Here is a 26,127-nt window from a genome sequence, read left to right as displayed (position 1 = left end):
GGCTACGGCGATGTGTTCGTCGCCGAGCGATCGGAAGGGCCGCAGCATAGCGGCCCTGCCCAGTAAAGCGCGTTCAGCTGTACGCACCCGTTGGTCCCGGCTCTCGAGCCGGTGTTGCCATGCCGGTCGCACCGGACCGGCATGGCAGACCCAGGATCAGAACAGACCTTCGATCTGGCCCTTGGTGTCGAGACGGATGAACTCCGCCGAGGGCACGCGGGGCAGGCCCGGCATGGTCATGATCTCGCCGCAGACCACCACCAGGAAGCCTGCGCCGGCCGACAGGCGCACTTCACGGATCGGCACGACGTGGTCGACCGGCGCGCCGCGATGGTTCGGATCGGTCGAGAAGGAATATTGCGTCTTGGCCACGCAGATCGGCAGATGGCCAAAGCCGGCAGCCTCGATGTCCCTGAACTGGTCGCGGACCTTCTGGTCGGCGATGATATCGGCGGCGCGATAGATCTCCTTGGCGATCAGCTTCATCTTGTCCCAGAGCGGCATCTCGTCCGGGTAGAGGGTGCGGAAGCCGCGGCCGTCGAGCGGATGCGGTGCCTCGGCCAGCGCGACCACGCGGCGGGCGAGTTCCTCGGTGCCCTTCGAACCCTCGGCCCAATGGCTGCAGACCACGGCGTCGACGCCGAACTGCTCCTTGCAGACCTGGGCGATGAGCTCATGCTCGGCCGGCGTGTCGGCAATGAAGTGGTTGATGCCGACGATGGCGGAGACACCGAACTTGCGCACGTTCTCGACATGGCGGCCGAGATTGGCCAGGCCCTTGCGCAAGGCTTCCAGATTCTCCTTGCCGAGCTGGTCCTTCGGCACGCCGCCATGCATCTTGAGGGCGCGCACGGTGGCGACGATCACCACGGCTGCCGGGGTGAGGCCCGCCTTGCGGCACTTGATGTCGAAGAACTTCTCGGCACCGAGGTCGGCGCCGAAGCCGGCTTCCGTCACCACGTAGTCGGCGAGCTTGAGGCCGGCGCGGGTCGCGGTCACCGAGTTGCAGCCATGGGCGATGTTGGCGAAGGGGCCGCCATGCACGAAGGCGGGGTTGCCTTCCAGCGTCTGCACCAGATTGGGCTTCAGGGCGTCCTTGAGCAGCACCGTCATGGCGCTGGAAGCCTTGATGTCGGCGGCGGTGATCGCCTTCTTGTCGCGGGTGTAGCCGATGATCATCTTGCCGAGGCGTTCCTCGAGATCGGCGAGGTCCTTGGCGAGGCAGAACACGGCCATGACTTCGGAAGCCACGGTGATGTCGAAGCCGTCTTCGCGCGGGAAGCCGTTGGAGACGCCGCCGAGCGAGGAGTTGATGGCGCGCAGCGAGCGGTCGTTCATGTCGAGGACGCGGCGCCAGGTGACGCGGCGGGTGTCGATGCCGAGCGCATTGCCCCAATAGATGTGGTTGTCGATCATTGCCGACAACAGGTTATGCGCCGAGGTGATGGCGTGGAAGTCGCCGGTGAAGTGCAGGTTGATCTGCTCCATCGGCACGATCTGGGCATAGCCGCCGCCGGCCGCGCCGCCCTTGACGCCGAAGCAGGGGCCGAGCGAGGGTTCGCGCAGGCAGATCATGGTCTTCTTGCCGATCGCGGCCAGGCCGTCACCGAGGCCGACGGTGGTGGTGGTCTTGCCTTCGCCGGCCGGGGTCGGGTTGATGGCGGTCACCAGGATCAGCTTGCCGTCGGGGCGATCCTGCAGGCCGGGGATCTTGTCGAGATCGATCTTGGCGATATGTTTGCCATAGGGCTCGAAGGCCTCGTCGGGAATGCCGGCTTTCTCGGCAATCGCCTCGATGCGCTGCATCTTGGCTTGACGCGCGATTTCGATGTCGCTCAGTGGCTTTTTCGGGTCTTGGGCCATGCTGGTTCCCTCTGGGGCGGTTGTTCTGCGCAGTTGAGACATATTTTCACGGAAATGAAAATATCTTTCTTGGCAGTAGGGGCTTGTATTGCGGCGATTACGGAAAAAATAAGAGAAAGACTGTTCCGAATACGACGCGGCGTCGCATGAAAGATAGGTAGCCGATTGCAATCGAATCGGCTTGTCCGAAACCGTCACAGGATGTGTCGCCTTCGCGATGATGCGCTCGGGTTGAATGTGGGCTATGCATGGTTTCGGGACCGATTGGCTGGGGAGTTGTTGGTCAAAAGGGTTGCGGGCCTCTATGCCCGACCGGCAGAAGAGTGTAAGAGGCCCAACCCCGAGGGCAGGAAACCCCGGGTTCGACCGGCGTGCCGTCACCTGCCGTCCGGCCCTGATGCGACCGGCGGCGCCTTGAGCCGCATTTTGGAGAGCGAAGATCGCATCTCGCGATCGACCGATCGAAACAATCCCAACAGGTCAGAACGGAGTTGCCCGCATGGGGCTCGCGAACGCCGTCGAGAACGGCGAAGACACCACCGAACACAAGCATAGCGGCGGGTTTGCCGCGTTGACGCTTGGCTCCATCGGCGTCGTCTATGGCGATATCGGTACCAGCCCGCTCTATGCCTTTCGCGAGGCCGCCCATGCCGCCACCGATGGCGGCAAGAACGTCACGCCCACCGCCGTGCTCGGCGTGATTTCCCTGATCCTGTGGGCGCTGATCATCATCGTCACGCTCAAATATGTGCTGCTGCTGCTGCGGGCCGACAACAAGGGCGAGGGTGGCACCCTGACCCTGATGGCGCTGGCCCAGCGGGCCCTGGGGCGCACCGGGGCACCCATCGTACTGCTCGGCATCGTCGGCGCTTCGATGTTCTATGGCGACGCCATGATCACCCCGGCTGTCTCCGTGCTGTCGGCCGTGGAAGGCCTCAAGCTGGTGGCGCCCGGCTTCGACGTCTTCGTGGTGCCGCTGACGCTGGTGATCATCGTCGCCCTCTTTCTGGTACAGAGCCACGGCACGGCGCGGGTCGGTGCCTTTTTCGGCCCGGTCATGGCGATCTGGTTCACGCTTGTCGGCGTGATCGGCTTCGTCAATTTCCTGCAGCATCCCGGCATCATCGCGGCGATCAATCCCTGGTATGCCGCCGAATTCCTGCTCACCCATGGCCATATCGGCTTCGTCACGCTGGGCGCAGTGTTCCTGGCCGTCACCGGCGGCGAGGCGCTCTATGCCGATCTCGGCCATTTCGGCCGCAAGCCGATTCAAACGGCCTGGCTCGGCCTGGTGCTGCCGGCCCTGACCCTCAATTATCTCGGCCAGGGCGCCCTGGTGCTCAATGATTTCAGTGCCCTGGAGAACCCGTTCTACCGCCTGGTGCCGGCCTCGCCCCTGTTCCTGGTACCGATGGTGATCATGGCCACCAGCGCCACCATCATCGCCAGCCAGGCGGTGATCACAGGCACCTTCTCGCTGACGCGGCAGGCCGTGCAGCTCGGCCTGGTGCCGCGCATGCGCATCTCGCACACATCGGAGCACCAGTCCGGCCAGATCTTCATCGCCCAGGTCAACGGCATGCTGCTTGCCGGCGTGGTGCTGCTGGTCTTGGTGTTCGAGAGTTCCTCGCGCCTGGCTTCGGCCTATGGCATCGCCGTGACCACCACCATGGTGGTGGATGCCATCCTCGCCTTCGTGGTGATCTGGCGGGTCTGGCTGTGGAAGCCCTGGGCCGCAGCGGCGATCATCGTGCCCTTCCTCCTCATCGATTCGATCTTCCTCGGCGCCAACCTGCTCAAGCTGTTCGACGGCGCCTGGCTGCCGATCCTGATCGCCCTCGGCCTGATCACGCTGATGGTCACCTGGCGGCGCGGCACGCGCCTGGTACTGGAGAAGTCCCGGCGCACCGAGGTGCCGCTGATGACCATCGTCAAGAGCCTGGAAAAGGGCTCGGTCGCCCGCGTGCCGGGCACGGCGATCTTCCTGACCAGCGATCCCGATTACGCGCCCACGGCCATGCTGCACAGCCTCAAGCACTACAAGGCGCTGCATGAGAAGGTGGCCATCCTGACCATCGAGACCACCGACGATCCGATCGTGCCGGGAGGCGGACGGGTCTCGATCGAGGAGATCTCGGCGTCCTTCACCAAGATGAAGGTGCAGTTCGGCTATATGGAAAGCCCGAACGTGCCGAAGGCGCTGGCGCTGTGCCGCAAGGCCGGCTGGTCCTTCGACATCATGTCGACCTCCTTCTTCCTGTCGCGCCGCCATCTGAGGGGCGGCAAGCAGCCCACCATGTGGCGCTGGCAGCGCCGGCTCTACATGATCCTCGCCCGCAACGCCGACGATGCCAGCGACTATTTCTCCATCCCCTCCAACCGCGTGGTGGAGATCGGCACGCAGGTCCTGATCTGAGACCAGGCTGATCTGAAACAGTCATGCTCCCGGGAAACGGTTCCGGCGGCCGGCTTTTGCGCATCCGCAAGCCGGCCCGGCCTCGTCGGGAGCCCTTTGCCGTGAAATCGGAAAGGTGTAAGAGAGCGGGCTTGCTGCGCTGCACAAACAGGGGACGGGCTTGCCTGGCGATGGCAGCCGCGCTTTTCATCTTCATTCTGCCCGACTTCAACATATCCAACGGAGGCCCGTATGGGGCTTACGCATAGCGCCGACACCGGCGAGGAAACCAGTGGCCATGGTGGTGGCTTCTGGGCGCTGACGCTCGGCTCCATCGGCGTCGTCTACGGCGATATCGGTACCAGCCCGCTCTACGCCTTCCGCGAGGCGCTGCATGCGGCGACCGAGGGTGGCAGGCTGATGAGCCAGGAAGCGGTGCTCGGCGTGATCTCGCTGATCCTGTGGGCGCTCATCGTCATCGTCACGCTGAAATATGTGCTGTTGCTGCTCCGGGCCGACAACAAGGGCGAGGGCGGTACCCTTACCTTGATGGCGCTGGCCCAGCGGGCCCTGGGGCGCTCGGGCACCGTGCTCCTGCTGCTCGGCACCATCGGGGCTGCCATGTTCTATGGCGACGCCATCATCACGCCGGCCGTGTCGGTGCTCTCGGCAGTGGAAGGCATGAAGCTGGTGACGCCGGCTTTCGATCCCTTCGTGGTGCCGATCACCGTGGCGATCATCGTGGCGCTGTTCGCCGTCCAGAGCCACGGCACGGCGCGGGTCGGCGCCTTCTTCGGGCCGATCATGGCACTGTGGTTCGTGGTGATGGGTCTGGCGGGCCTGTGGCACATCAAGGATGCACCGGTGGTGCTCGCGGCCTTCAATCCCTGGCACGCCGTCGCCTTCATGCTCAGCCATGGTCATATCGGCTTCGTGGCGCTCGGCGCAGTGTTCCTGGCGGTCACCGGGGCTGAGGCGCTCTATGCCGATCTCGGCCATTTCGGCCGCAAGCCGATCCAGATGGCCTGGATGACCCTGGTTCTGCCCTCGCTGGCGCTGAACTATCTCGGCCAGGGCGCGCTGGTCTTGAACAACCCGGCACCCGAAATCCTCGACAATCCTTTCTACATGCTGGTGCCCCAGAACCCGCTCTTCCTGGTGCCGATGGTGGTCCTGGCGACGGTCGCCACCATCATCGCCAGCCAGGCCGTGATTACCGGCGCCTATTCCCTGACGCGCCAGGCCATCCAGCTCGGCCTTCTGCCGCGCATGAAGGTGGCCCATACCTCCGAGCACCAGTCGGGCCAGATCTATATCGCCCAGGTCAACGGCATCCTGCTGGTCGGCGTGCTGATCCTGGTGCTGGCCTTCGAGAGTTCCTCTCGCCTGGCTTCGGCCTATGGCATCGCGGTGACCACCACCATGGTGGTGACGGCGATGATGGCCTTCCTGGTGATCTGGAAGGTCTGGCGCTGGTCGGCGCTGACGGCGGCGCTGATCATCGTGCCGTTCCTGCTGATCGACCTCGTCTTCCTCTCGGCCAACCTGCTCAAGGTGCATGATGGTGGCTGGGTGCCCCTGATGATCGCGGCTGCCCTGATGATCCTGATGATCACCTGGCGGCGTGGCACGCGGCTGGTGCTGGAGAAGACGCGGCGCACCGAGGTGCCGCTGATGACCATCGTCAAGAGCCTGGAAAAGGGCTCGGTTGCCCGCGTGCCGGGTACGGCAATCTTCCTGACCAGCGATCCCGACTATACGCCCACGGCGCTGCTGCATAGCCTCAAGCACTACAAGGCGCTGCATGAGAAGGTCGCGATCCTGACCATCGAGACCACCGACGATCCGATCGTGCCGGGAGGCGGCCGCATCACGCTCGAAGAGGTCTCGGTCTCCTTCACCAAGATGCGGGTGCAGTTCGGCTATATGGAAAGCCCGAACGTGCCGAAGGCGCTGGCGCTCAGCCGCAGGGCCGGCTGGTCCTTCGACATCATGGACACCTCCTTCTTCCTGTCGCGCCGCCACCTGCGCGGCGGGGCGCAGCCCCTGATGTGGCGCTGGCAGCGCCGGCTCTACATGATCCTCGCCCGCAATGCCGACGACGCCAGCGACTATTTCTCCATCCCCTCCAACCGGGTGGTGGAGATCGGCACGCAGGTCCTGATCTGAGGCTTTTCCTGGATCGCAGGCATCCAGCCTGCTCTTGGAAGCGCTGCGCTTGCAGACGAGGAAGGGCAGGCTGGATGCCTGCGATCCCGGGATGGATCCTCAGGCCGGCGTCGACAGTTTCATCATGGTCAGGCCGGAGACGATCAGGGCTGCGGCGATGATGCGCATGGCGTTGGCCTGTTCGCCGAGCACCAGCACGCCGACGATGAAGGCGCCCACGGCGCCGATGCCGGTCCAGATCGTATAGGCGGTGCCGAGCGGCAGGCTGCGCATCGAGATCGAGAGCAGGCCGAAGCTGATGGCCATGGTGACGAAGGTGACGATGGTCGGCACCAGCTTCGAAAAGCCTTCCGACTGTTTCATGTAGAAGGCCCACACCACTTCGAAGATGCCGGCGATAACGAGATAGATCCAGGCCATCAGGCCCTCCTCTAAAAAGGGCCCGGGCCGTCCCGGACATCAAACCCATCATGGGGGAGGGCGTGGCCTCCTCGATCGCGACATGGAGGCCGCGAACGAGTGGCATTGTGCCGGACTCTTTCCCGAAATCAAGGGGCGGATCGGCATGTCAGGGCTGCGTTCCAGCAGCCGTTGCGGCGGTCAATCGGTTCGGCTCACCCCAGCATGGCTTCGATGTCGAGCGTTGCCGTCGTGCCGATCGCGTCGAAATGCCGGGTGAGGAAGGTCTTCGCCGCCCGGCGGCCCTGGTCGCGCAGGAAGGTGAGGAAATCCCATTCGGTATTGAGCTTGGAGGTGGCGTCGAGACCCTCCTTCTGGCCCAGCGCGATGCGATGCAGGCGGATGTCGCCGAAGCGGTCGGCGCCCCGGGCGCGACGCTGCATCATGGCGAGGGCGCGCAATTCGCCGAGGAGGGAGGCGTTGAAGGTGATCTCATTGAGGCGGTTGGCGATACCGCCGGCCGTCTGCGGCACCTCCCGCACCAGCACGGGGTTGATCTGCACCAGGATGGTATCATCGGGCGTGCGCTCGTCGAGCAGCGGAAACAGGGCCGGGTTGCCGAGATAGCCGCCGTCCCAATAGGCCTGCCCGCCGATCTCGACGGCCTGGAAGATCTGGGGCAGGCAGGCAGAGGCCATCACCACATCGGCGCTCAGTTCGGCATTCTCGAAAATGCGGATGTGGCCGCTGCGCACATTGGTGGCGGAGACGAACAGCCTGATCGCCTCGCTCGCCTTGAGCTTGTCGAAGCAGATCAGTTCGGCGATGAGATCGCGTAGCGGGTTGAGATTGAGCGGATTGCTGTCATAGGGGCTGAACAGCCGGCTCCAATTCTCGAACAGGGCCATGCCGGGCGAATCTTCCAGCGACCAACCGGCCATGAAGCGTTCCAGCAACGGGCGGCGCATGGGCGACAGCCGCCCCTTGCGGCTGATCTCACGCCAGAATGTCTCGAGCTGGCGGCGGGCGCCTGGCGCCCCGCCTTCGAGGTAACCTTCGGCGAAGACCACGGCATTCATGGCCCCGGCGCTGGTGCCGGTGATCGCCTTGACCTCGAGGCGGCCGTCCTCCAGCAGGCCATCGAGCACGCCCCAGGTGAAGGCGCCATGGGCGCCGCCGCCCTGCAACGCCAGATTTACGGGTTTGGCGGCGGTGCTCATGCGGCAGTCCAGCCGCCATCCATCGACAGATTGGCGCCGGTGATGCTCGCCGCCGCATCCGAGCACAGATACACCGCGAGCGAGGCGACCTGGTCGATGGTGACGAACTCCTTGGTCGGCTGACCTCCCAGCATCACGTCATTCTTGACCTGCTCCGCCGTCATGTTGCGCGCCTTCATGGTGTCGGGGATCTGCGCCTCGACCAGCGGTGTCCAGACATAACCCGGGGAAATGGCGTTGCAGGTGATCTTCTGCTGCGCCACCTCCAGCGCTACCGTCTTGGTCAGGCCGGCAATGCCGTGCTTGGCGGCGACATAGGCGGACTTGAAGGGCGAGGCGACCAGGGAATGGGCCGAGGCGGTGTTGATGATCCGTCCCCAGCCCTTCCTCTTCATGCCGGGCAGGGCCGCCTTGATGGCATAGAAGGAAGCGAGCAGGTTGAGCCTGATGATCGCTTCCCACTTGTCGTCGGGGAATTCGTCGATCGGCGAGACGAATTGGATGCCGGCATTGTTGACCAGGATGTCGACCGCGCCGAAAGCGGTCTCGGCCTCGCCGATCAGGCCCTTCACCGCGGCCGGCTCCATCAGGTTGGCCGGCGAGAACAGGGCCTTGACGCCGAATTCGGCCTCGATGCCGGCCCGGGTCTTCTCGATCTCGGCGGCATCGCCCAGTCCGTTGAGCATGACATTGGCGCCTTCGCGGGCCAGAGCGCGCGCGATGCCGAGGCCGATGCCCGATGTCGAACCGGTGACGACGGCTGCCTTGGTCTTGAGCATGTTGGGTCCTTTGGAAGAGTTGAAGGCCGGTATGAGCTGCCTTGGTTGCTGCAGGATCTCGGATGCCTGCAGAATTTCCGGGTGCTGCCCATTCTTGCAACATCCGGAAATTCTGCTTGAGGCAAATCACTCGAATTCTCGTCGCATCCCGGATTGGGAAAGTGGCGCGACTATGACACAGAGTGTCGCCTGCACGCATCCAAGATCGGCCGGTTCCAGGTTTAATTGATTATATGTTCAATCAATAGAATGCCCATACGACAACGCCAAGAAATCGATGCAAACCGGTTCTGGCGCGGATGGGCGGCTTTGTGCCGTCGGCGTCATCCAGCGCCGGAAAATCGCGGGACAAGCACTGTCTTTCGTGCTGAATTGCCATAGGGGAAAGGGCTCCGTGGCAAGAGTTCGATCCCATCTGGGGTCGAGAGGGGTTAACAAAGACAAGACGGACTGGGTCTATCCCAGATTCGGCCTTCGGTGTTTTCCGGGAGAAATGAAATGACGGGTATTGGTAGAATGATTGCAGGCGTCGCCCTGGCCATCGGCCTCGGCACGGGCGCCGCGCTGGCGGGCGATGCGGAAGCCTGCAAGACGGTCAAGTTCTCCGATGTGGGCTGGACCGACATAACCGCGACCACGGCGATCGCCTCCCGCGTTCTCGAAGGTCTCGGCTACACCCCCAAGACCACGGTTCTGGCCGTCCCCGTCACCTATGCCTCGATGAAGAGCAAGGATATCGACGTCTTCCTCGGCAATTGGCAGCCGAGCATGGAGAATGATCGCAAGGCCTATATCGCCGACAAATCGGTGATCGAAGTGGGTGCCAATCTGCCCGAAGGTGCAAAATACACGCTGGCCGTGCCACAGGCGACCTATGACAAGGGCCTGAAGGACTTCGGCGACATCGCCAAGTTCAAGGATTCGCTCCAGGGCAAAATCTATGGTATCGAGCCCGGCAATGACGGCAACCGCCTGGTGCAGAGCCTGATCGACGGCAACAAGAACGGCCTGAAGGACTTCCAGCTCGTCGAGTCATCCGAGCAGGGCATGCTCGCCCAGGTCCAGGGTGCCGTGGCGCGCGGCGAGGACATCGTCTTCCTCGGCTGGGCGCCGCACCCGATGAACGTCAATTTCAAGATCCAGTATCTGACGGGTGGCGACGATACGTTCGGCCCGAATTTCGGTGCCGCCAAAGTCTATACCAACGAGCGCGCCGGCTGGAGCGAGGAATGCCCCAATGCGGGCAAGTTCATCGCCAACCTCAAATTCACCGTGGACCTCGAGAACAAGGTGATGCAGGCGATCACCGGCGACGGCAAGGATGGCCCGACGGCCGCCACCGAATATCTCAAGGCCAATCCGGGTGTTCTGGATGCCTGGCTTGCCGGCGTCACCACCTTCGACGGGCAGCCCGGCCTCGATGCCGTGAAGAAGAGCCTCGGCCTCTGAGCGCACGCGCCATTCCACTGAACGTATAGGATCGCCCGGCGGGGCAACTCGCTGGGTGGCTCGACGAAGCCGACACAGATCGGCCCTCAATGATGTCATGTCCTCTCTTGGGCCGGCAGTCATGACGTCGACGGGCAATGCGGATCGTCGTGGCTTCACAGCCAGGGCGCCGGACGGCCCGCGACCCGGAGCAAAGCGCGTTCGGTGTGAACACCCTTTTGCTCGTACTCTTTGGTTCGACGCGTCTTTGCGATCCCTGCCGATTCCGTCAAATCGCAAAACGCCATAGCGCGGGGGATATGATGTTCGATTGGGTGACGGATACGAAGCTGCCATTCGGCAAGTTCATGCAGCTCGTCATCGAGTTCCTGCAGAAATACTGCACCACCTGGCTGTTCGATCCGCTGCGCCTGAGCATCGAGTTCATCGTCAACGGCACCTCCGCGCTGCTGGTCTACCCGCCGCCCATCGTCGTCATCGTGCTCGTCGTTGCCCTGGCGTGGTGGCGGCACCGTTCCTGGCAATTGTGCCTGTTCATCGTGCTGGGCTGCCTGTTCATCTGGAACCAGGGCTATTGGGCCGCGACCATGAAGACGGTCTCACTGGTGTTCTGGTCGGCCGCCGTCGCCATGGCCATCGGCATCCCGCTCGGCGTGATGGCGGCGCACCGTCCCAAGCTCTATACCGTGTTGCACCCCGTCCTCGACATGATGCAGACCCTGCCCACCCTGGTCTATCTCATCCCGATGGTGGCGCTGTTCCGCCTCGGCGCCGCCCCAGGCCTGATCGCCACGCTGATCTTCGCCCTGCCTGCGCCGATCCGGTTGACCTATCTGGGCATCACCTCCACGCCGGTCGCACTCAAGGAGGCCGGCGAGTCCTTCGGTTCCACCAAGCGCCAGCTGTTGTGGAAGGTGGAACTGCCGCATGCCATGCCCACCATCATGGCCGGTGTCACCCAGTGCATCATGCTCAGCCTGTCGATGGTGGTCATCGCCGGCCTGGTCGGTGCCGAAGGCCTCGGCGTCGACGTCGTGCGCGCCATGGGCCAGTTCAACATTCCGCGTGGCTTCGAAGCGGGTGCCTGCATCGTTATCCTGGCGATCGTGCTGGATCGTCTGTGCCGAGTGAAGGGAGCGCATTGATGAGCGTCGCCGTCGATTTCAAGAATGTCGATATCATCTTCGGATCCCGTCAGGCCGAAGCCATCAAGCTGCTCGACGCCGGTGCCACCCGCGCCCAGATCCTGGAAAAGACCGGCGCGGTGCTGGGGTGCGCCGATGGCAACCTCACCGTGCAGGAAGGCGAGATCAGCGTGCTGATGGGCCTGTCGGGTTCCGGCAAATCGACCTTGATGCGCGCCGTCAACGGCCTCAACAAGGTGACACGCGGCCAGGTGCTGGTGAAGTCCGACAACAAGATGGTCGACGTGGTCAGCTGCAGCGAGCAGACCCTGCGCCATGTCCGCCAGCATTCCGTCGCCATGGTGTTCCAGCAGTTCGGCCTCCTGCCCTGGCGGACCGTGGCGGAGAATGTCGGCTTCGGTCTGGAACTGGCCGGCGTGCCCGAGGCCGAGCGCAAGGCCAAGGTCGACAAGCAGCTGGAGCTGGTCCACCTCAAGCAATGGGAAAAGAAGTTCGCCCATGAGCTGTCGGGCGGCATGCAGCAGCGCGTCGGCCTTGCCCGTGCCTTCGCCACCGAGGCGCCGATCCTTTTGATGGACGAGCCCTTCTCGGCGCTCGACCCCCTGATCCGCACGAAGCTGCAGGACGAGTTGCTGCAGCTGCAGAAGGAACTGAAGAAGACCATCATCTTCGTCAGCCACGATCTCGAGGAAGCCCTCAAGATCGGCAACACCATCACCATCCTGGAGAGTGGGCGCATCGTGCAGTCGGGCCGGCCCGAGGATATCGTGCTGCGCCCGGCCAACGACTATGTCCAGGAATTCATCGCCAATGTGAACCCGCTCAGCGTGCTCACCGCCTGGCATGTCATGCAGGACGCACGCGATCTCCATCGCGGCGAGGATGGCTGGATCTGGCTCGATACCCGCCAGACCACGCGCTTCCGGCTCGATGACGGCGGCCATGTCGTGGAAGCCGAGCGCGACGGCGTGCATGGCGCCTGGGTGCATTGCTCCGAATGCGAAAAACCGGTGGCTGACGGGGAACACCCCTGCTACTGGGCCAGCCCCGGTACCTCGCTCAAGACGGTGATGCTGGCCATGCATCGATCCAACACGGCCCCTGTCGCCCTGTTCGACGACCAAGAGCGCTTTGTCGGCGCCATCGGCGTCAAGGATGTGTTGCAAGCCGTTCTCCGGCAGCAGGACGCCTGAAGGGACGAGACCAGCCGGGAGCGCGGACCGCCTCCGTCCGTGCTCCCGGGACTATACCCGCCGAACGAGCCATCTTTCCTGCCGAAACGACGCAGCCGACCTGTCTTCCTGCCCGCATTGATCCGTTAAGGCTTTGCCGCGATACTGCGCGTCTGCCAATGCCTGCATGCCAAATCACCCGGCGGTCATTAAAATGCCCCCCTTGAGGTCGATGTGTCGCCGCCGCTGCAGCCGAAAGAGGAACTGATGGGTATTACGAATCGCGCAATCACAACCACGCTCGTGGCCGGTTTGGCCCTCGGACTCGCCGCAAGCGTTGCGCGTTCCAATCCCATGGCAAACCCCACCATCGTCGTCGATGCGGCCAGCGGCCGGGTGCTCCAGCAGCAGGATGCGACCCGGCCCTGGTATCCGGCCTCCCTCACCAAGCTGATGACGGCCTATACGGTGTTCAAGGCCATCAAGGCCGGGCGTGTCGACCTGGGCACGCCGATCGCCATCTCGCCGCTGGCCGCCAAGCAGGCGCCGTCCAAGATGGGCTATCCCGTCGGCACGATGATCACCATCGACGACGCCCTCAAAATGCTGGTGGTGCATTCGGCCAATGACATCGCGGTGGCCCTGGCCGAAGGGGTATCCGGCTCGGTGGATGCCTTCGCCGCCGAAATGAACGCCAATTCGCGGGCGCTGGGCATGGCTCAGAGCCAATGGGTCAATCCCAACGGCCTGCCCGATCCGCGCCAGATCACCTCGGCGCGCGACATGGCGGTGATGGCCGACGCCATCATCACGCAATTTCCGCAATATGCCTCGCTGTTCCAGATCCAGACCATCCAGTCCGGCAGCCGGGTCATGCGCACCCACAATGCGCTGGTCTATCGCTATCCCGGCACCGACGGCATGAAGACGGGCTTCATCTGCGCCGCCGGTTTCAATGTGGTGGCGACGGCCACCCGCAATGGCCGCAAGCTGATCACGGTGATCATGGGTGCGCCGACGCCCAAGGAGCGCACCAACCAGGCTGTGGCTCTGTTCGAGGCCAACTACACCAATTCGGGCGGCGGCTTCTTCACCAAGGCGCCGCTCGCCACCCAACTCCCGGCCTCGGCCTATCCCGGCCCGACCGACATCCGCGACATCGCCTGCTCGCGCAAGAAGGGCGGTTCGGGAGCGGCGGAGAGTGCCGACACCGCCGAAGTGCAGCCCGGCAGTCCGGCAGCGCCTGCACCCGCGCCGGAACCCAGCCCGCTGCTGGCGAGCTGGGTGACGGCACCGCCCATTGCGGTCGGCCCCTATCTCGGCCCCCGGCGCCCGATCTACAGCCTGCCCAATACGCCCATTCTCGCCGATCTGCCGCCCAAGCCTGCGAAAGCACTGCCGGCCAGCAAACTCGCCGGCAAGAAGGGCGTGGCGGCCGCCGGCTATGCCGACCCCGGCAAGTCCCTGGCGGTGCCCGATCAGCTCACCGACTCCAAGCTCAACAAGGGGCGCAAGAACCTGAAGAAGGCCGCCGACAGCAAGCCGAAGACGCTGCCCAAGACTCCTGCCAAGCCACCCAAGCGCAAGGTGCATCACGAAGGGTAGGGGCCGAGGCCTCGTGCAGCTCAATTCCGCGTCTTCGAGTTCACACGACCTTTGCCATTGCCGGGCTTGAGCCGGTAGTTCAGCCCTATACCAACGGTATTGATGATTGACCGATCAGGTACCGTCATCGCGACCGCTGATATTGGAGCAAAGTGTGTTCAAGCGTGAACGCTCATTTGCTCTAACCCCTTGTTCCGATGTGTCTTTGCGATTCTTGGTGGTTCCGCCAAATCGCAAAACGCTTCAGCCCGGTGCGGCCCCTGGATAGCCGGGTCAAGCCCGGCTATGACAAGCTGGAGCGTTTCTCGCCTGGATGAACCGAGTCGGGACGAGAACGCGCCTGTTCAGAGCTTGACCGAAAACCCGCGCTGGGCGGGTACGCGCCGGACCGCCTCTCAATGTCGAACAACACCATCCTGACCGGATTGAGCCTCGGGCTGCTTGCGGCGCTGTGCTATGGCGCCAATGTACCCTACGCCAAACTCGCCGCGGAGGCCGGTGCCAGCGGGCCGACGGTGGTGTTCTACCGGGCCTTTCTGCTGGTGGCGCTGCTTGGCGGCCTGGGCCTCGCCCAAAGCGGCACGCTGGCCGTGGCCCGGCCCTGGCGCCTGCCGGTCTTGGGTCTGGGCATCGCCACCAGTTTCGTCGGCCTTTGCTATATTTCCTCGGTCGCCTTCATCCCGGTCGGGATCGCCACCATCCTCTATTACACCTATCCCCTGCTCATCCTGGTCGCCAGCCCGCTGGTGGACGGCGAAAGGCTGACGCTGGCGCGTCTCGCCATCTTCGCCCTTGCCTTTGTCGGACTCGTCATCGCGCTCGGCGCCGATTTCGGCGTGCTGGACTGGCGGGGCCTGACGCTGGCCCTGACGGGTGCGGCGGCCGCCGCCTTGCAGTTCTTCTGCGCCGCGCGGGCGACGCGCGGCGTCAGCCCCGCCATTGCCGGGTTCTGGACGCAGCTGATCCTGATTCCGGTCGCTCTCGCCGCCTGCCTGGCCAGCGGCAGCCTCGCCTCGCCGTCCGTGCTGGTCGCGGCGGCGGTGCCGGTCGGCCTGCATATAGGCCTGTTCGTTCTAGCTTTTGTGGCCCATTTGACGGCGGCACGGTTGACGCCACCGGCAGCGCTGGGCTTGGTGTTCTGCGCCGAGCCCGTCGCCTCGATCCTGCTGGCGACACAGGTGCTCGACGAGCATCTGACGCCTCAGCAAGTCAGTGGCGGCACGCTGGTGCTCATCGCCGTGGTGGCGTCGGTGCTGATGGAAAGTCGCAGAAAGGTCGTATCGGCATGACGTCGCCCCGCATTCCCGCCTTTGTGCTCACGGGTTTTCTCGGGGCCGGCAAGACGACGCTGCTCAATCGCCTCCTGAAGGATCCGGCCTTGGCTGACACCGCCGTGGTGATCAACGAATATGGCGAGGCCGGGCTCGACCACCTGCTGGTCGAAAAATCGGGCGATGGCGTGGTGCTGCTGTCCTCCGGCTGCCTATGTTGCAGCCTGCGCGGCGATCTTCTCGACACGCTGGCCGATCTCGCTGCGCGGCGGGCATCGGGCGAGCTGCCGCCTTTCGCGCGTGTGGTGATCGAGACGACGGGGCTTGCCCATCCCACACCCGTGCTGCAGACCTTGATGGCACCGCAACTGGCGGCGGCGGGCTATGTCCTCGCCGCTGTCATCGCGGTCGCCGATGCACTGAGAGGGGAGGCGTTGCTCGACCAGCATGCCGAGGCCGTCGCCCAGCTTGCGGTTGCGGACCGGATCCTGGTCAGCAAGACCGACCTCGCCGGCGACGCCACGGCTTTCATGGCGAGGCTGCAGGCGCTCAATCCGCGTGCCGCCATCGACCTCATGCCGGATGCCGGCGCCGCGGAACTGCTCGATGAGCCCGAATTTCCGAGCGCGGGAGCCGCCGTCGGCACACGTCCCGTCTTTTCGGCCCATGATGCCTCGATCGCTTCCTTCACGCTGGAGACGGACAAGGTCCTGGCGCCGGGGCGTTTCATCGCCTTCATCGACGAGTTGCGCGAGCGTTTCGGCGAAGGCCTGTTGCGCTTCAAGGCGCTGGTGAAGCTTGCCGACGATCCCGGGCGGCCGGTGGTCCTGCATGGGGTCCAGCATTGGTTCGCGCCGCCGGAACGCCTCGATGCCTGGCCGAGCCCCGACCGGCGCACCCGCATCGTGGTGATTGGCCGCGACCTCGATCGGCGGGGTATCGAGGACCTCTTCGCGGCTTTCTGCGACGAACCGCGCCTGGATGCTCCCGATCGTGCGGCCCTGACCGACAATCCCCTGGCTTTCTAGGTCATATCGCACGCAGTACAGCACGGAGCGGTGCGCTGCGGGTGCGGGACCGTGATCGGAACGAACCGCCTTCCGGATGCGATCCCCGAACCGAACCTTCGGTTTGGTCCGACTGTGCGGCAGCGCTTCGCGCCGCAGCGCGCACGGGATGACAGTGGTCAGCTGTCCTGTTGTGACAGATCGGGCGCCCGCACGGTGCCGCGCCAGATCAACGGCACGTCGAGGCAGGTTCGCGTACCCTGGCCGATCGTGCCGCCGGAGCGGCCGCCAGCGCCGTCGCGCACCAGTTCGGCGACCTTGTCGGCGATGCGATCGATGGGTTGGGCGAAGGTGGTGAGGTCATAGGCTCGCCAGCCGGCCTGCTCGATGTCGTCGAAGCCGATGACGCATAGATCCTCGGGCACGCGCAGGCCGAATTCCTTGCGGGCGGCATCGACGAAGCCGCATGCCATCAGGTCGTTGATGCAGAAGGTAGCGTCGGGCGTGACCTGCCGCGTGAACAAGGCGCGTGCCGCTTCGGCGCCGGCTTCGTAGCTGGTACGGCCCTGGCGCCAATGGATCGGCTCGAAGCCGGCCTGGCGGGCAGCGTCGAGGAAAGCCTGCTCGCGTTCGGCGAGGCTGGGGGTGCCTGCCTGCGAGGTGACGCAGGCCAGGCGCCGGCAACCGGCGCGCTGGAAGGCCAGCACGGCCTGCCGGGCGGCGTCCTGGTTGCCGACCGTGATGGTATGGGCCTCATCGAAATCCTGGTCGCGGTTGATCAGGATCAGTTCCTGGCCATGGTCGAGGCAGGTGCGGGCGATGGCCCTGTCCGGCGTGCCCGAAAGCACCACCGTGGCGTCGGCCCGGTAGTTCAGGGTCTGGCGCACTGCGCCGGCCACGGCTTCGGGCGAACCGGAGGAATTGATCACCATGGCGACCTTGCCCGCCTGCTGCAGCCGGCCGATCAGGTTCCGGGCCAGGCGCGACTGGAAGGGCGTGTCGACGTCGGAGACGATCAGGCAGACGATGCCGCTTTGCTGGCGCATCAGCCCGCGGGCGAGATGGTTGACGTGGTAGCCCAAATTCTGGGCCGCCTCCATCACGCGCTTGCGTGTTTCGTCCGAGACGCTGGCGCCCGGCGTGAAAGCACGGGACACGGCCGAACGGGAAACGCCGGCCAGTCTGGCGACTTCCTCGGCACTGACGAAGGAGCGGGCTGGTTTCATGACAGGAGCCGGTCGAATAGGGACGAGGAGGTTGCACGCCCTTGCAGTCACGTGCAAGCGCTGCCGTTGGCTTTTCCCGGTTCATGTGCATATGCCGGCAAATTTCGATGCTGCATTCGGGATTGACAGGGCGATCGCGCTGATGCAGCTTTTGCACACGTGTGCAAAACAAGCAGAACAGCATGCCGTCCGGAGGAAACCCATGAAGAAGACACTCGCTGCCGCCGCGATCCTTGCCGCCATGCTCCCGGCCGCTGCCCAGGCGGAGGGCTCGCTGAACCTGATCTGCGCGGCGGATGTCGCCGTTTGCGAATTGCTCAAGAACAGGTTCGAGAAGGACAGCAGCATCGGCGTCAACATGGTGCGCCTGTCCTCGGGCGAGACCTATGCCAAGATTCGGGCCGAGGCCGCCAATCCCAAGACCGATATCTGGTGGGCCGGTACCGGCGACCCGCATCTGCAGGCTGCCCAGGAAGGCCTCACCCTCGAATACAAGTCCCCGCTGCTCGATCAGCTCCAGGATTGGGCCAAGCGCCAGGCCGAGCAGTCCGGCTACCGCACCGTAGGCGTCTATGCCGGCGCACTCGGCTGGGGTTACAATTCCGACCTCCTTGCCCAGAAGAAGCTGAAGGCGCCGGGGTGCTGGGCCGATCTCGCCGATCCTTCCTTCAAGGGCGAAATCCAGATGGCCAATCCCAACTCCTCGGGCACGGCCTATACGGCGCTGGCCTCGCTGGTGCAGATCATGGGCGAGGACAAGGCCTTCGAGTACCTGACCAAGCTCAATGCCAATGTCTCGCAATACACCAAGTCGGGCTCGGCCCCGGTGAAGGCGGCGGCACGCGGCGAGACCACCGTCGGCATCGTCTTCATGCATGACGCGGTGACCATGACGGCGGAGGGCTTCCCTGTGAAGACCGTGGCGCCCTGCGAGGGCACCGGCTACGAGATCGGCTCGATGAGCATCATCAAGGGCGCGCGTAACCTCGACAATGCCAAGAAATTCTATGACTGGGCCCTCAAGCCGGAGATCCAGTCGCTGATGAAGGATGCCAAGTCCTTCCAGATTCCGTCCAACAAGAAGGCAGAGTTGCCGCCGCAGGCCCCGCGCTTCGAGGACATCAAGCTGATCGACTACGATTTCAAGAAGTTCGGCGAGCCCGCGACCCGCAAGGCGCTCCTGGAACGCTGGGACCGCGAGATCGGCGCCAACGCCAACTAGGCTTTCGTCTAAGGGGCGGCGCGAAATGACTTAAAGCGCTGCCTTTGTCATGCCCGGGCTTGACCCGGGCATCCAATGGTCCCGCTTCCCTAGAGCAAAACGCGTTCATGTGTGAACGCCTATTTACTCTAACTCTTTGTTTGGACGCGTTTTTGCGATTCTTGATGACGCCCTCAAATCGCAAAAACGCCATAGCCGGAGGGGACTGGATTGCCGGGTCAAGCCCGGCAATGACAAAGGTCGCGATGGAGTTATTTGTGCACATCGCCAGCGGTTCCAGGAATTCCCCTTCCCGAAAGGTCTCGCCATGAACAGGCGCAATCGCCGCCTCGACTGGGTGCTCGCCTTGGCCGTTCTCGGCCTGGCGATCCTGCCCTGGTACAGGCTCGAAGCCGGCCTGTTCTCGATCGCAGGCCTGAGTGACTACCCGGCCGGCGCCAAGGCGGCTCCCGGCCTGCTGCAATTGGTGCTGCACGGACGCTGGTGGCTCGCTTTGCCGCTGCTGGCGTTGGCGCCGGCCGTGCTGGCCCGTTTTACCGCCCAGCCGCTAGCGCGGGCCCGGCTGCTCGTCGCCTCTGGCCTTGCCGGTGCCGCCATCATGGTCCTGCAGGGCTTTGCCATCGCCTATTCGGGCTGGCGCTGGCCGGGTTTCGAAACCTGGTTCGGCGCGCTCGGCTCGGGGCAGGAGGCGTTCGGTGCCGGCGCGGCCACGCTGCTGACGGCCTTCCTGCTGCTGTTCAGCTTCGGCCTCGCCGAGCGCGGCGTTCTCAGGGGCGATGCCTTCGTGGTATCGGCGATCACCATCCTGATCGCTCTGGTCGCCACCTTCGTGTTCTATCCGGTCGGCATGGTGCTAGCCGGTGCCTTCCAGGGCATCGATGGCAGTTTCGATCCCGCCGGCTTCCTCAAGACGCTGACCGATCCCTCGATTTGGACCCTGCGCTGCCTGTCCGGCAGCGGGCGCTGCGGCGTCGCCTGGTCCACTTTGACGTTGGCCATCGCCACCGGCGCCGGCTCCACTTTGCTGGGCCTCGCCTTCGCCCTGGTGGCGACGCGGACCCGCTTTCCCTTCAAGCGGGCGCTGCGGCTGCTCACCATCCTGCCGATCATCACGCCGCCCTTCGTGGTGGGCCTCGCTCTGATCCTGCTGTTCGGGCGCTCGGGCGTGGTGACCCAGGGCCTCGCCTACCTCTTCGACATTCCGCCCGGCCGCTGGCTCTACGGCCTCACCGGCATCTGGATCGCGCAGGTGCTCTCCTTCACGCCGATCGCCTTCCTGGTGCTGATCGGCGTGGTTCAGGGCGTCAGCCCCGCCATGGAGGAGGCCGCCCAGACGCTCAAGGCCGACCGCTGGCGCACTTTCGTCACGGTGTCGCTGCCGCTGATGCGGCCGGGCCTCGCCAATGCCTTCCTGGTCGGCTTCATCGAGAGCCTGGCTGATTTCGGCAATCCGATGGTGCTGGGCGGCAGCCATGGCGTGCTCTCCACCGAGATCTTCTTCGCTGTGGTTGGCGCGCAGACCGATCCGGCGCGGGCGGCGGTGCTTGCGCTGATCCTGCTCTCCTTCACCCTCACCGCCTTCGTCGCCCAACGGCTCTGGCTCGGCGGCAGGAATTTCACCACCGTCACCGGCAAGGGCGATTCCGGCCAGCATGCCGGGCTCAGCCGCGGCGTCGCCACGCTTTCCATCGGCGTGGTCTGCGCCTGGGGCGCCTTCACGCTGGTGGTCTATGCCATGATCCTGTTCGGCGGCTTCGTGAAGACCTGGGGGCTCGACCACAGCCTCACGCTGGAGCACTACACCCGCGCCTTTGCGGTGACCTTCGACCAGGGCTCGATACTGTGGAGCGGCGTCGCCTGGGGCTCGTTCTGGACCACGATGGAGATCGCCCTGATCTCGGCGCCGCTGACAGCGGTGGTCGGCCTCATCACCGCCTACCTGATCGTGCGCCAGAACTTCGCCGGGCGCTCCGTGTTCGAATTCGCCCTGATGATGAGCTTCGCCATTCCCGGCACCATCATCGGCGTTTCCTATGTCTTCGCCTTCAATCTGCCGCCGGTGGAGATGACCGGCACGGCGCTGATCCTGATCGTATGCTTCGTCTTCCGCAACATGCCGGTCGGCGTGCGCGGCGGCGTGGCGGCGATGAGCCAGATCGACCGCAGCCTCGACGAGGCCTCGCTGACGCTGGGGGCGAACTCCTTCACCACGGCGCGGCGGGTGATCCTGCCGCTGCTGCGGCCGGCCATCGTCGCGGCCCTGGTCTACAGCTTCGTGCGCTCGATCACCTCGATCAGCGCCGTGATTTTCCTGGTCAGCGCCCAGTACAACATGGCGACCGCCTATATCGTTGGTCTCGTCGAGAATGGCAGCTATGGCGTAGCCATCGCCTATTCCAGCGTGCTGATCGTGGTGATGATCGCCGTGATCGGCGGCTTCCAGGCCCTGGTCGGCGAGCGCAGGCTGCGCCGCGAGGATCGTGTCGCCGGCCTGTCCACCAAATCCGCAGCCAGACCCCGGGAGAAGGCGGCATGACTATCGATATCAGGCCGGGCTCGGTCACCTTTCAGAATGTGCGCAAAAGCTTCGGTGCGGTGACCGCCATCGCCGATCTGTCGCTCACGATCGAACCGGGAACGCTGGTGACCTTGCTCGGCCCTTCGGGCTGCGGCAAGACCACCACCTTGCGTATGATCGCCGGGCTGGAACATCCCAGCGCTGGCCGCATCAGCATTGGCGGCAAGGACGTCACGGCGCTGCCGGCCAATGAGCGCGACGTCTCGATGGTGTTCCAGTCCTATGCGCTGTTCCCGCATATGAGCGTGGCCGATAATGTCGCATACGGCCTGATATCGTCCGGCCTGCGCAAGGCCGAGGCACGCGAGAAGGCGGCCGATGGCCTCGCATTGGTGGGACTGGCCGGCTATGGCGAGCGCCTGCCGAGCGAGTTGTCGGGCGGTCAGCAGCAGCGCGTTGCCGTGGCGCGTGCCCTGGTGGTCGAGCCGCAGGTGCTGCTGCTCGACGAACCGCTCTCCAATCTCGATGCCCGGCTGCGCCGGCGGGTGCGCACCGAGATCCGCGAGTTGCAGCAGCGCCTGGGTTTCACCGCCGTCTACGTTACCCATGACCAGGAAGAGGCCCTGGCCGTCTCCGATACGGTGATCGTCATGCATCAGGGCCGGATCGCCCAGGCCGGAACGCCGCGCGAGCTCTACGAGGCGCCGGCCTCCGCCTTCATCGCCGACTTCATCGGCGAGGCCAATGTGGTACCTTGCGAGGTGACGCGCGTGGCCGAGGGCCGGGCCGAGATCCGGGTCGGCGAGGGAGGGCATGCTCTGGCTGCGCGAGGTCTCACGGTCGGCCCCGCCAAACTCGCCATCCGCCCTAACGCCATGACCCTGCGCGAGGCTGCCGGAGCCATGCTGTCGGGCAAGGTGCTGCATGCGGCCTATCTCGGCGACCACGTCGAATACGAGATCGAGACCAAGGCCGGCCCGATCTTCCTGATCGACTCCGGCACCGACCGCATGCTGGAACCGGGAAGCCCGATCGGCGTCGACCTGCATGATCGGGGCCTCGCCTTGGTGCCGGAATGAGGATGGTCCACGAAGTCTCGTCATTGCGAGCGTAGCGAAACACTCCAGAAAGCCGCAGACACCTGGTCTGGATTGCTTCACCACGCTCGCAACGACGGCTGGCCCAAGCCTTCATCTGTTTCAGGAATTGCCCATGACATTGCCTACCCCCCCATCGCCTGCCCCCCCGTCGCCTGCCGCCGCCGACATCGCCGCCCGCCTCGACCTTGCCAGGGACATCATCCGGGAGGCCGGCCTGCTGGCGCTGTCCTTCTTCAACGACCGCGATACGCTCGCGGTCGAGACCAAGGCCAATGCGCAGGACGTGGTCTCGGCAGCCGACAAGGCCAGCGAAAGGCTATTGCGCGAGCGCATTGCGGCCGTTTTCCCGCATGACAGCCTGCTCGGCGAGGAATATGGCCTCACTGAAGGCATCTCCGGCTATTGCTGGGTGATGGACCCGGTCGACGGCACCAGCCCCTTCGTTTTCGGCCTGCCGTCCTGGTGCGTCTCGGTCGCGGTCACCCACGGTACAGAGACCGTGGTCGGGGTGATCTATGCGCCGGTGCGCGACGAGCTCTATGCCGCCGCTCTCGGCCAGGGCGCCAGCCTCAACGGAACCGCCCTGCGGCTTTCCGACAAGCGCAGCCTAGTCGACGGCGTGCTCGGGGTCGGGGCCAACCATCGCGTGGCGCCGGAGATCATCACCGGCTTCCTCAATGCCCTCCTGCACGAGGGCGGCATGTTCATCCGCAACGGGTCGGGCGCGTTGATGCTGGCCTATGTCGCAGCAGGTCGCCTGGTCGGCTATTACGAGCCGCATATGAATGCCTGGGACTGCCTGGCGGGCCTCTGCCTGATCAGCGAGGCGGGTGGCCGGATCGAGAACTTCCTCGTCAATGGTGATCTCGCCCGTGGCGGCCGGGTGATCGGTGCGGCCCCGGGGGCCTGGGACGGGCTGATGCGGCTGGTGGGCCAAGCCGAAAAGGGTCAAGAGGCGGACGAGACGTCCGCGGTCCCAGCCGCGATGCGTCCCGCGTGATCCCCGCAAGGTTCGCATTGGTAACGCCAGAGCTGGGACCGCGGACGTCACAGCGACATGCTTGCATGTCGCGACGTCCGCCTCCTGGTCGCCTTCACTCCTGACAAAAACTGGCAGGGCGAACCCTTAGTCTTTCCTCACCGCAACCGAGGAACCAGACGATGCCCACTTCCTTCAAGTCCAGCTATGCCCTGCTGATGGTCGACAGCCCGCTGCGCAGCGCCGCCTTCTATCGCGACCTGCTCGGCCTCGAGCCCATCGAGGCACAGACCACCTTCGCCCTGTTCGCCCTCGAAACCGGCCTGATGTTTGGCCTATGGTCAAAGCACACTGCCGAGCCCGCGCCAGGTGCGCCGGCCGGCGGCGTCGAGATCGGCTTCAAGGTCGCGGATGCTGCGGCCGTCGACACCGTCTACGACAAATGGATCGAGACGCGCGATGTGCGCGTTGCCCAAAAGCCGGTCGATCTCGATTTCGGCCGCACCTTCGTCGTGCTCGATCCCGATGGCCACAGGCTGCGCGTCTTCTCGACGCCGGAATAGGCAGCGCGCTTGACCCTCCCCCGCGGGGGGAGGGGATTGCCTCTATTGCGCCGCCACGATCTCCTCATGCGGGATCGGGCTTGGCTCCATGTCGCGGCGCCAGGGCGTGCGGCCGGCCAGAACGCCGGATTCGTGCACGATCTCCGCGACATATTCTTCCTGGCGATAGGCCATCACATGCACGCCGGCGACGCCCTTGATCTCGCGGACCTGCTGGATGATGTCGATGCAGAGCCGCTTGCCTTCCTCCTTCTGATCCTGCGCGCCTTCCAGGCGCTTGATCACGTCGTCGGGCACATGCACGCCGGGCACGTTGGAGCGCATCCACTTGGCGGTACGGGCAGAGGCGAGCGGACCGACGCCGACCAGGATGAAGCATTTCTCGTGCAGGCCCATGTCGCGGATCCGGGCCATGAAGCGCTCGAGCAGGGGAACATCGAAGCAATATTGCGTCTGGATGAACTGCGCCCCGGCCTGGATCTTCTTGGCCAGGTTGATCGGGCGGAAATCATAGGGCGGCACGAAGGGATTGGCCGCAGCGCCCATGAAGACGGCAGGCGGCGTGGTGATCTTGCGGCCCGACAGGAAGCGCTGCTCGTCGCGCATGGTGCGGATGGTGGAGAGCAAGGCGGTCGAATCGAGGTCGAAGACCGGCTTGGCCTCGGGATGGTCACCGCTCTGCACGCCGTCGCCCGACAGGCACAGCACGTTGCATACGCCCAGCGCTGCGGCGCCGAGGACATTGCCCTGGATGGCGATGCGGTTGTAGTCGCGGCAGGAGATCTGGAACACCGGCGAGTAACCGACCCGGGTCAGGAGGGCGCAGATCGCCACCGAGGACATGTGGCAATTGGCGCCGGAGCCGTCGGTGGCGTTGATGGCGTCGACCCAGCCCTCGAACGGCTTCACGCGCTCGAGCACATCGTCGGGATTGGCCGAATCAGGCGGGTTGAGTTCGGCCGTGACGGCGAATTCACCGCGGCGCAGCACGCGCTCGAGACGCCCGCGTGAACTATGGCCCGGGAGTTCGGGCAGGGGGGCGGCCGGATGCGGGCCGAAATCGTCGGGATGGGGCCGCCTGGTATCGATGCTCATGGCTTGCCTCCGCCCGTTGCCGCCGCAGTGGATTTGGCTGCAGCAGCCTTGGCTTTGGCGGCGGCCGCCGCTGCCGCCTTCTCGGCGGCGATCCGGGCATTGTAGCCCGATTTCTCGCGAGCGACGGAAAGCCAGGAAGACTGCCCCTTCAGGCGGTGATCCACCGGTCCCTGCGGCATCTCGATCGCGTTGCCGGCAGCCATGTTGCGCGAGCCCTCATAGGCCTTGACCCAGACGCAGGGCATGTCGGCATAGACTTCGCAGTTACCATTGGCCCTGACCCCACCGCAGGGGCCGTTGCGCAGGCCCTTGGGGCAGTTCATCGGGCAGGACATGCCGGTGGAGGACAGGGCGCACTGGCCGCACATCTTGCAGTCGAACAGGCTGGACTTGACCAGCTTCTCGACCTTAGCCACCGGTTTTTCCAGCCGTTCCCAGCCGATTGCCGTGAACAGGGGCGAGAGCTTGACCAGCGTCCACTCGACGCCGTCATAGATCCGCTCCATCGCGGCGGAATGGCGGATGGCCCAGAAGCGCAGGGCGAATTTCTTCGCATCGCGCGGTGGCTTTCCGGTGGCTTCGAAGGCGGCAGGCGTGCGCATGGCTCGTGAGCTCGCGTTGAACGGATCAGGCAGTTTCCTTGCCGCCATTCTTGGCAAGAGCCGCCAACCGTTCCTTGTCGTATTCCGCCTCGATCTTGGCCGCCGCCGCCGAAACTTCCGCTTCGAGGTCCTCGCCGCACTCGATCGGGGGGCTGCGATGGAATTCGGCGAGATAATCATCCGTACCGGCAGCACCGCCGCGCATCGCCGCCATGTCGACGGCCTCGCCGAAGCGCGAGCTCAGTTCGCGCTTGGCACTGGTGCGGCCCTGCTTGGCCACCACCATGGTGGGAATGTCGCGCCAATAGGTGACGATGAGCTGGGGCATGGGGGATTCCTTTCGATTTC

At 64.8% G+C, this 26,127-nt stretch carries 21 protein-coding genes; 13 read left to right on the top strand and 8 right to left on the bottom strand.

Annotated features, from left to right (window positions below):
- Window positions 1–156: 156 nt before the first annotated feature.
- Window positions 157–1,863, bottom strand: a complete 1,707-nt coding sequence (locus ACIGJE_RS02120; RefSeq protein ID WP_149252641.1) for a formate--tetrahydrofolate ligase — start codon at window positions 1,861–1,863, stop codon at window positions 157–159.
- Between the two features lie 499 nt (window positions 1,864–2,362).
- Between ACIGJE_RS02120 and ACIGJE_RS02115 the strand changes: the two genes are divergently transcribed.
- A complete protein-coding gene (locus ACIGJE_RS02115) occupies window positions 2,363–4,279 on the top strand; it encodes a potassium transporter Kup (protein WP_367626639.1) in 1,917 nt (638 codons plus the stop codon).
- A 231-nt stretch (window positions 4,280–4,510) separates the two neighbouring features.
- The gene (locus ACIGJE_RS02110; RefSeq protein WP_415084752.1) at window positions 4,511–6,427 is read left to right on the top strand and encodes a potassium transporter Kup; all 1,917 of its coding nucleotides are present in this window, start codon (window positions 4,511–4,513) and stop codon (window positions 6,425–6,427) included.
- Window positions 6,428–6,526: 99 nt separating this feature from the next.
- Here ACIGJE_RS02110 and sugE read toward each other — a convergent pair whose 3' ends face one another.
- From sugE to ACIGJE_RS02095, 3 genes are all read right to left on the bottom strand, one after another.
- Window positions 6,527–6,847: a quaternary ammonium compound efflux SMR transporter SugE gene (sugE, locus tag ACIGJE_RS02105; protein WP_311934651.1), complete on the bottom strand. Its 321-nt coding sequence runs from the start codon at window positions 6,845–6,847 to the stop codon at window positions 6,527–6,529.
- 194 nt (window positions 6,848–7,041) lie between these two features.
- Window positions 7,042–8,046 (bottom strand): patatin-like phospholipase family protein, encoded by a 1,005-nt coding sequence (locus ACIGJE_RS02100; RefSeq protein ID WP_311934652.1) that lies wholly within the window; start codon window positions 8,044–8,046, stop codon window positions 7,042–7,044.
- Window positions 8,043–8,825 (bottom strand): 3-hydroxybutyrate dehydrogenase, encoded by a 783-nt coding sequence (locus ACIGJE_RS02095; protein ID WP_311934653.1) that lies wholly within the window; start codon window positions 8,823–8,825, stop codon window positions 8,043–8,045. Before ACIGJE_RS02095 ends, ACIGJE_RS02100 begins: the two co-directional genes overlap by 4 nt.
- Window positions 8,826–9,323: 498 nt before the next feature.
- On the opposite strand from ACIGJE_RS02095, the gene ACIGJE_RS02090 reads away from it, so the two are divergent.
- The 6 genes from ACIGJE_RS02090 to ACIGJE_RS02065 all read left to right on the top strand — a co-directional run bounded on the left by ACIGJE_RS02090 (window position 9,324) and on the right by ACIGJE_RS02065 (window position 16,495).
- A complete protein-coding gene (locus ACIGJE_RS02090) occupies window positions 9,324–10,274 on the top strand; it encodes a choline ABC transporter substrate-binding protein (protein ID WP_311934654.1) in 951 nt (316 codons plus the stop codon).
- 314 nt (window positions 10,275–10,588) lie between these two features.
- Complete coding sequence (choW, locus tag ACIGJE_RS02085) at window positions 10,589–11,419, top strand: choline ABC transporter permease subunit (RefSeq protein WP_311934655.1); 831 nt, start codon at window positions 10,589–10,591, stop codon at window positions 11,417–11,419.
- Window positions 11,419–12,612, top strand: a complete 1,194-nt coding sequence (choV, locus tag ACIGJE_RS02080) for a choline ABC transporter ATP-binding protein (protein WP_311934656.1) — start codon at window positions 11,419–11,421, stop codon at window positions 12,610–12,612. The genes choW and choV overlap by 1 nt, the downstream gene beginning before the upstream one ends.
- Before the next feature lie 246 nt (window positions 12,613–12,858).
- Window positions 12,859–14,196 carry a D-alanyl-D-alanine carboxypeptidase family protein gene (locus tag ACIGJE_RS02075; RefSeq protein WP_415084748.1) on the top strand — a complete coding sequence of 446 codons (1,338 nt, stop codon included), beginning with the start codon at window positions 12,859–12,861 and terminating at the stop codon, window positions 14,194–14,196.
- Between the two features lie 398 nt (window positions 14,197–14,594).
- Entirely contained in the window at window positions 14,595–15,485 is an 891-nt protein-coding gene (locus ACIGJE_RS02070; protein ID WP_415084746.1) for a DMT family transporter, read from the top strand.
- A complete protein-coding gene (locus ACIGJE_RS02065) occupies window positions 15,482–16,495 on the top strand; it encodes a CobW family GTP-binding protein (RefSeq protein WP_415084744.1) in 1,014 nt (337 codons plus the stop codon). The genes ACIGJE_RS02070 and ACIGJE_RS02065 overlap by 4 nt, the downstream gene beginning before the upstream one ends.
- Window positions 16,496–16,653: 158 nt before the next feature.
- Here the strand turns inward: ACIGJE_RS02065 and ACIGJE_RS02060 are convergent, their stop codons facing one another.
- Window positions 16,654–17,700, bottom strand: a complete 1,047-nt coding sequence (locus ACIGJE_RS02060) for a LacI family DNA-binding transcriptional regulator (RefSeq protein ID WP_311934660.1) — start codon at window positions 17,698–17,700, stop codon at window positions 16,654–16,656.
- Between the two features lie 202 nt (window positions 17,701–17,902).
- Between ACIGJE_RS02060 and ACIGJE_RS02055 the strand changes: the two genes are divergently transcribed.
- The 5 genes from ACIGJE_RS02055 (at window position 17,903) to ACIGJE_RS02035 (ending at window position 24,082) form a co-directional block, all read left to right on the top strand.
- Window positions 17,903–18,922 carry an ABC transporter substrate-binding protein gene (locus ACIGJE_RS02055; protein ID WP_415084742.1) on the top strand — a complete coding sequence of 340 codons (1,020 nt, stop codon included), beginning with the start codon at window positions 17,903–17,905 and terminating at the stop codon, window positions 18,920–18,922.
- Window positions 18,923–19,229: 307 nt separating this feature from the next.
- On the top strand, window positions 19,230–21,458 hold the full coding sequence (locus ACIGJE_RS02050) for an ABC transporter permease (protein ID WP_311934662.1): 2,229 nt from the start codon (window positions 19,230–19,232) through the stop codon (window positions 21,456–21,458).
- Window positions 21,455–22,519, top strand: coding sequence for an ABC transporter ATP-binding protein (locus ACIGJE_RS02045; protein ID WP_311934663.1), 1,065 nt, complete (start codon window positions 21,455–21,457; stop codon window positions 22,517–22,519). The genes ACIGJE_RS02050 and ACIGJE_RS02045 overlap by 4 nt, the downstream gene beginning before the upstream one ends.
- 133 nt (window positions 22,520–22,652) lie before the next feature.
- Window positions 22,653–23,540: an inositol monophosphatase family protein gene (locus ACIGJE_RS02040; protein WP_415084739.1), complete on the top strand. Its 888-nt coding sequence runs from the start codon at window positions 22,653–22,655 to the stop codon at window positions 23,538–23,540.
- 161 nt (window positions 23,541–23,701) lie between these two features.
- Window positions 23,702–24,082: a VOC family protein gene (locus ACIGJE_RS02035; protein WP_415084737.1), complete on the top strand. Its 381-nt coding sequence runs from the start codon at window positions 23,702–23,704 to the stop codon at window positions 24,080–24,082.
- Between the two features lie 42 nt (window positions 24,083–24,124).
- Here the strand turns inward: ACIGJE_RS02035 and ACIGJE_RS02030 are convergent, their stop codons facing one another.
- Genes ACIGJE_RS02030 through ACIGJE_RS02020 form a run of 3 tightly spaced genes read right to left on the bottom strand, consistent with a single transcriptional unit; the run spans window position 24,125 to window position 26,107 of the window.
- Entirely contained in the window at window positions 24,125–25,177 is a 1,053-nt protein-coding gene (locus ACIGJE_RS02030; RefSeq protein ID WP_367626107.1) for a methylenetetrahydrofolate reductase, read from the bottom strand.
- Complete coding sequence (locus ACIGJE_RS02025) at window positions 25,174–25,812, bottom strand: methylenetetrahydrofolate reductase C-terminal domain-containing protein (protein WP_376717653.1); 639 nt, start codon at window positions 25,810–25,812, stop codon at window positions 25,174–25,176. Before ACIGJE_RS02025 ends, ACIGJE_RS02030 begins: the two co-directional genes overlap by 4 nt.
- Complete coding sequence (locus tag ACIGJE_RS02020; RefSeq protein WP_311934668.1) at window positions 25,805–26,107, bottom strand: virulence factor; 303 nt, start codon at window positions 26,105–26,107, stop codon at window positions 25,805–25,807. The genes ACIGJE_RS02025 and ACIGJE_RS02020 overlap by 8 nt, the downstream gene beginning before the upstream one ends.
- Window positions 26,108–26,127 lie beyond the last annotated feature (20 nt).

Source organism: Labrys sp. E2SS-1L, assembly GCF_057073705.1.
Note: the sequence above shows the minus strand (reverse complement) of the source record. Positions and strands in the feature narration are given on the sequence as shown.

Bases quoted from the DNA above. Each gene is read 5' to 3' on its own strand.
- ACIGJE_RS02120 (WP_149252641.1), bottom strand. From the start codon at position 1,863: ATGGCCCAAGACCCGAAAAAGCCACTGAGCGACATCGAAATCGCGCGT.
- ACIGJE_RS02115 (WP_367626639.1), top strand. From the start codon at position 2,363: ATGGGGCTCGCGAACGCCGTCGAGAACGGCGAAGACACCACCGAACAC.
- ACIGJE_RS02110 (WP_415084752.1), top strand. From the start codon at position 4,511: ATGGGGCTTACGCATAGCGCCGACACCGGCGAGGAAACCAGTGGCCAT.
- sugE (WP_311934651.1), bottom strand. From the start codon at position 6,847: ATGGCCTGGATCTATCTCGTTATCGCCGGCATCTTCGAAGTGGTGTGG.
- ACIGJE_RS02100 (WP_311934652.1), bottom strand. From the start codon at position 8,046: ATGAGCACCGCCGCCAAACCCGTAAATCTGGCGTTGCAGGGCGGCGGC.
- ACIGJE_RS02095 (WP_311934653.1), bottom strand. From the start codon at position 8,825: ATGCTCAAGACCAAGGCAGCCGTCGTCACCGGTTCGACATCGGGCATC.
- ACIGJE_RS02090 (WP_311934654.1), top strand. From the start codon at position 9,324: ATGACGGGTATTGGTAGAATGATTGCAGGCGTCGCCCTGGCCATCGGC.
- choV (WP_311934656.1), top strand. From the start codon at position 11,419: ATGAGCGTCGCCGTCGATTTCAAGAATGTCGATATCATCTTCGGATCC.
- ACIGJE_RS02075 (WP_415084748.1), top strand. From the start codon at position 12,859: ATGGGTATTACGAATCGCGCAATCACAACCACGCTCGTGGCCGGTTTG.
- ACIGJE_RS02070 (WP_415084746.1), top strand. From the start codon at position 14,595: ATGTCGAACAACACCATCCTGACCGGATTGAGCCTCGGGCTGCTTGCG.
- ACIGJE_RS02065 (WP_415084744.1), top strand. From the start codon at position 15,482: ATGACGTCGCCCCGCATTCCCGCCTTTGTGCTCACGGGTTTTCTCGGG.
- ACIGJE_RS02060 (WP_311934660.1), bottom strand. From the start codon at position 17,700: ATGAAACCAGCCCGCTCCTTCGTCAGTGCCGAGGAAGTCGCCAGACTG.
- ACIGJE_RS02055 (WP_415084742.1), top strand. From the start codon at position 17,903: ATGAAGAAGACACTCGCTGCCGCCGCGATCCTTGCCGCCATGCTCCCG.
- ACIGJE_RS02050 (WP_311934662.1), top strand. From the start codon at position 19,230: ATGAACAGGCGCAATCGCCGCCTCGACTGGGTGCTCGCCTTGGCCGTT.
- ACIGJE_RS02045 (WP_311934663.1), top strand. From the start codon at position 21,455: ATGACTATCGATATCAGGCCGGGCTCGGTCACCTTTCAGAATGTGCGC.
- ACIGJE_RS02040 (WP_415084739.1), top strand. From the start codon at position 22,653: ATGACATTGCCTACCCCCCCATCGCCTGCCCCCCCGTCGCCTGCCGCC.
- ACIGJE_RS02035 (WP_415084737.1), top strand. From the start codon at position 23,702: ATGCCCACTTCCTTCAAGTCCAGCTATGCCCTGCTGATGGTCGACAGC.
- ACIGJE_RS02030 (WP_367626107.1), bottom strand. From the start codon at position 25,177: ATGAGCATCGATACCAGGCGGCCCCATCCCGACGATTTCGGCCCGCAT.
- ACIGJE_RS02020 (WP_311934668.1), bottom strand. From the start codon at position 26,107: ATGCCCCAGCTCATCGTCACCTATTGGCGCGACATTCCCACCATGGTG.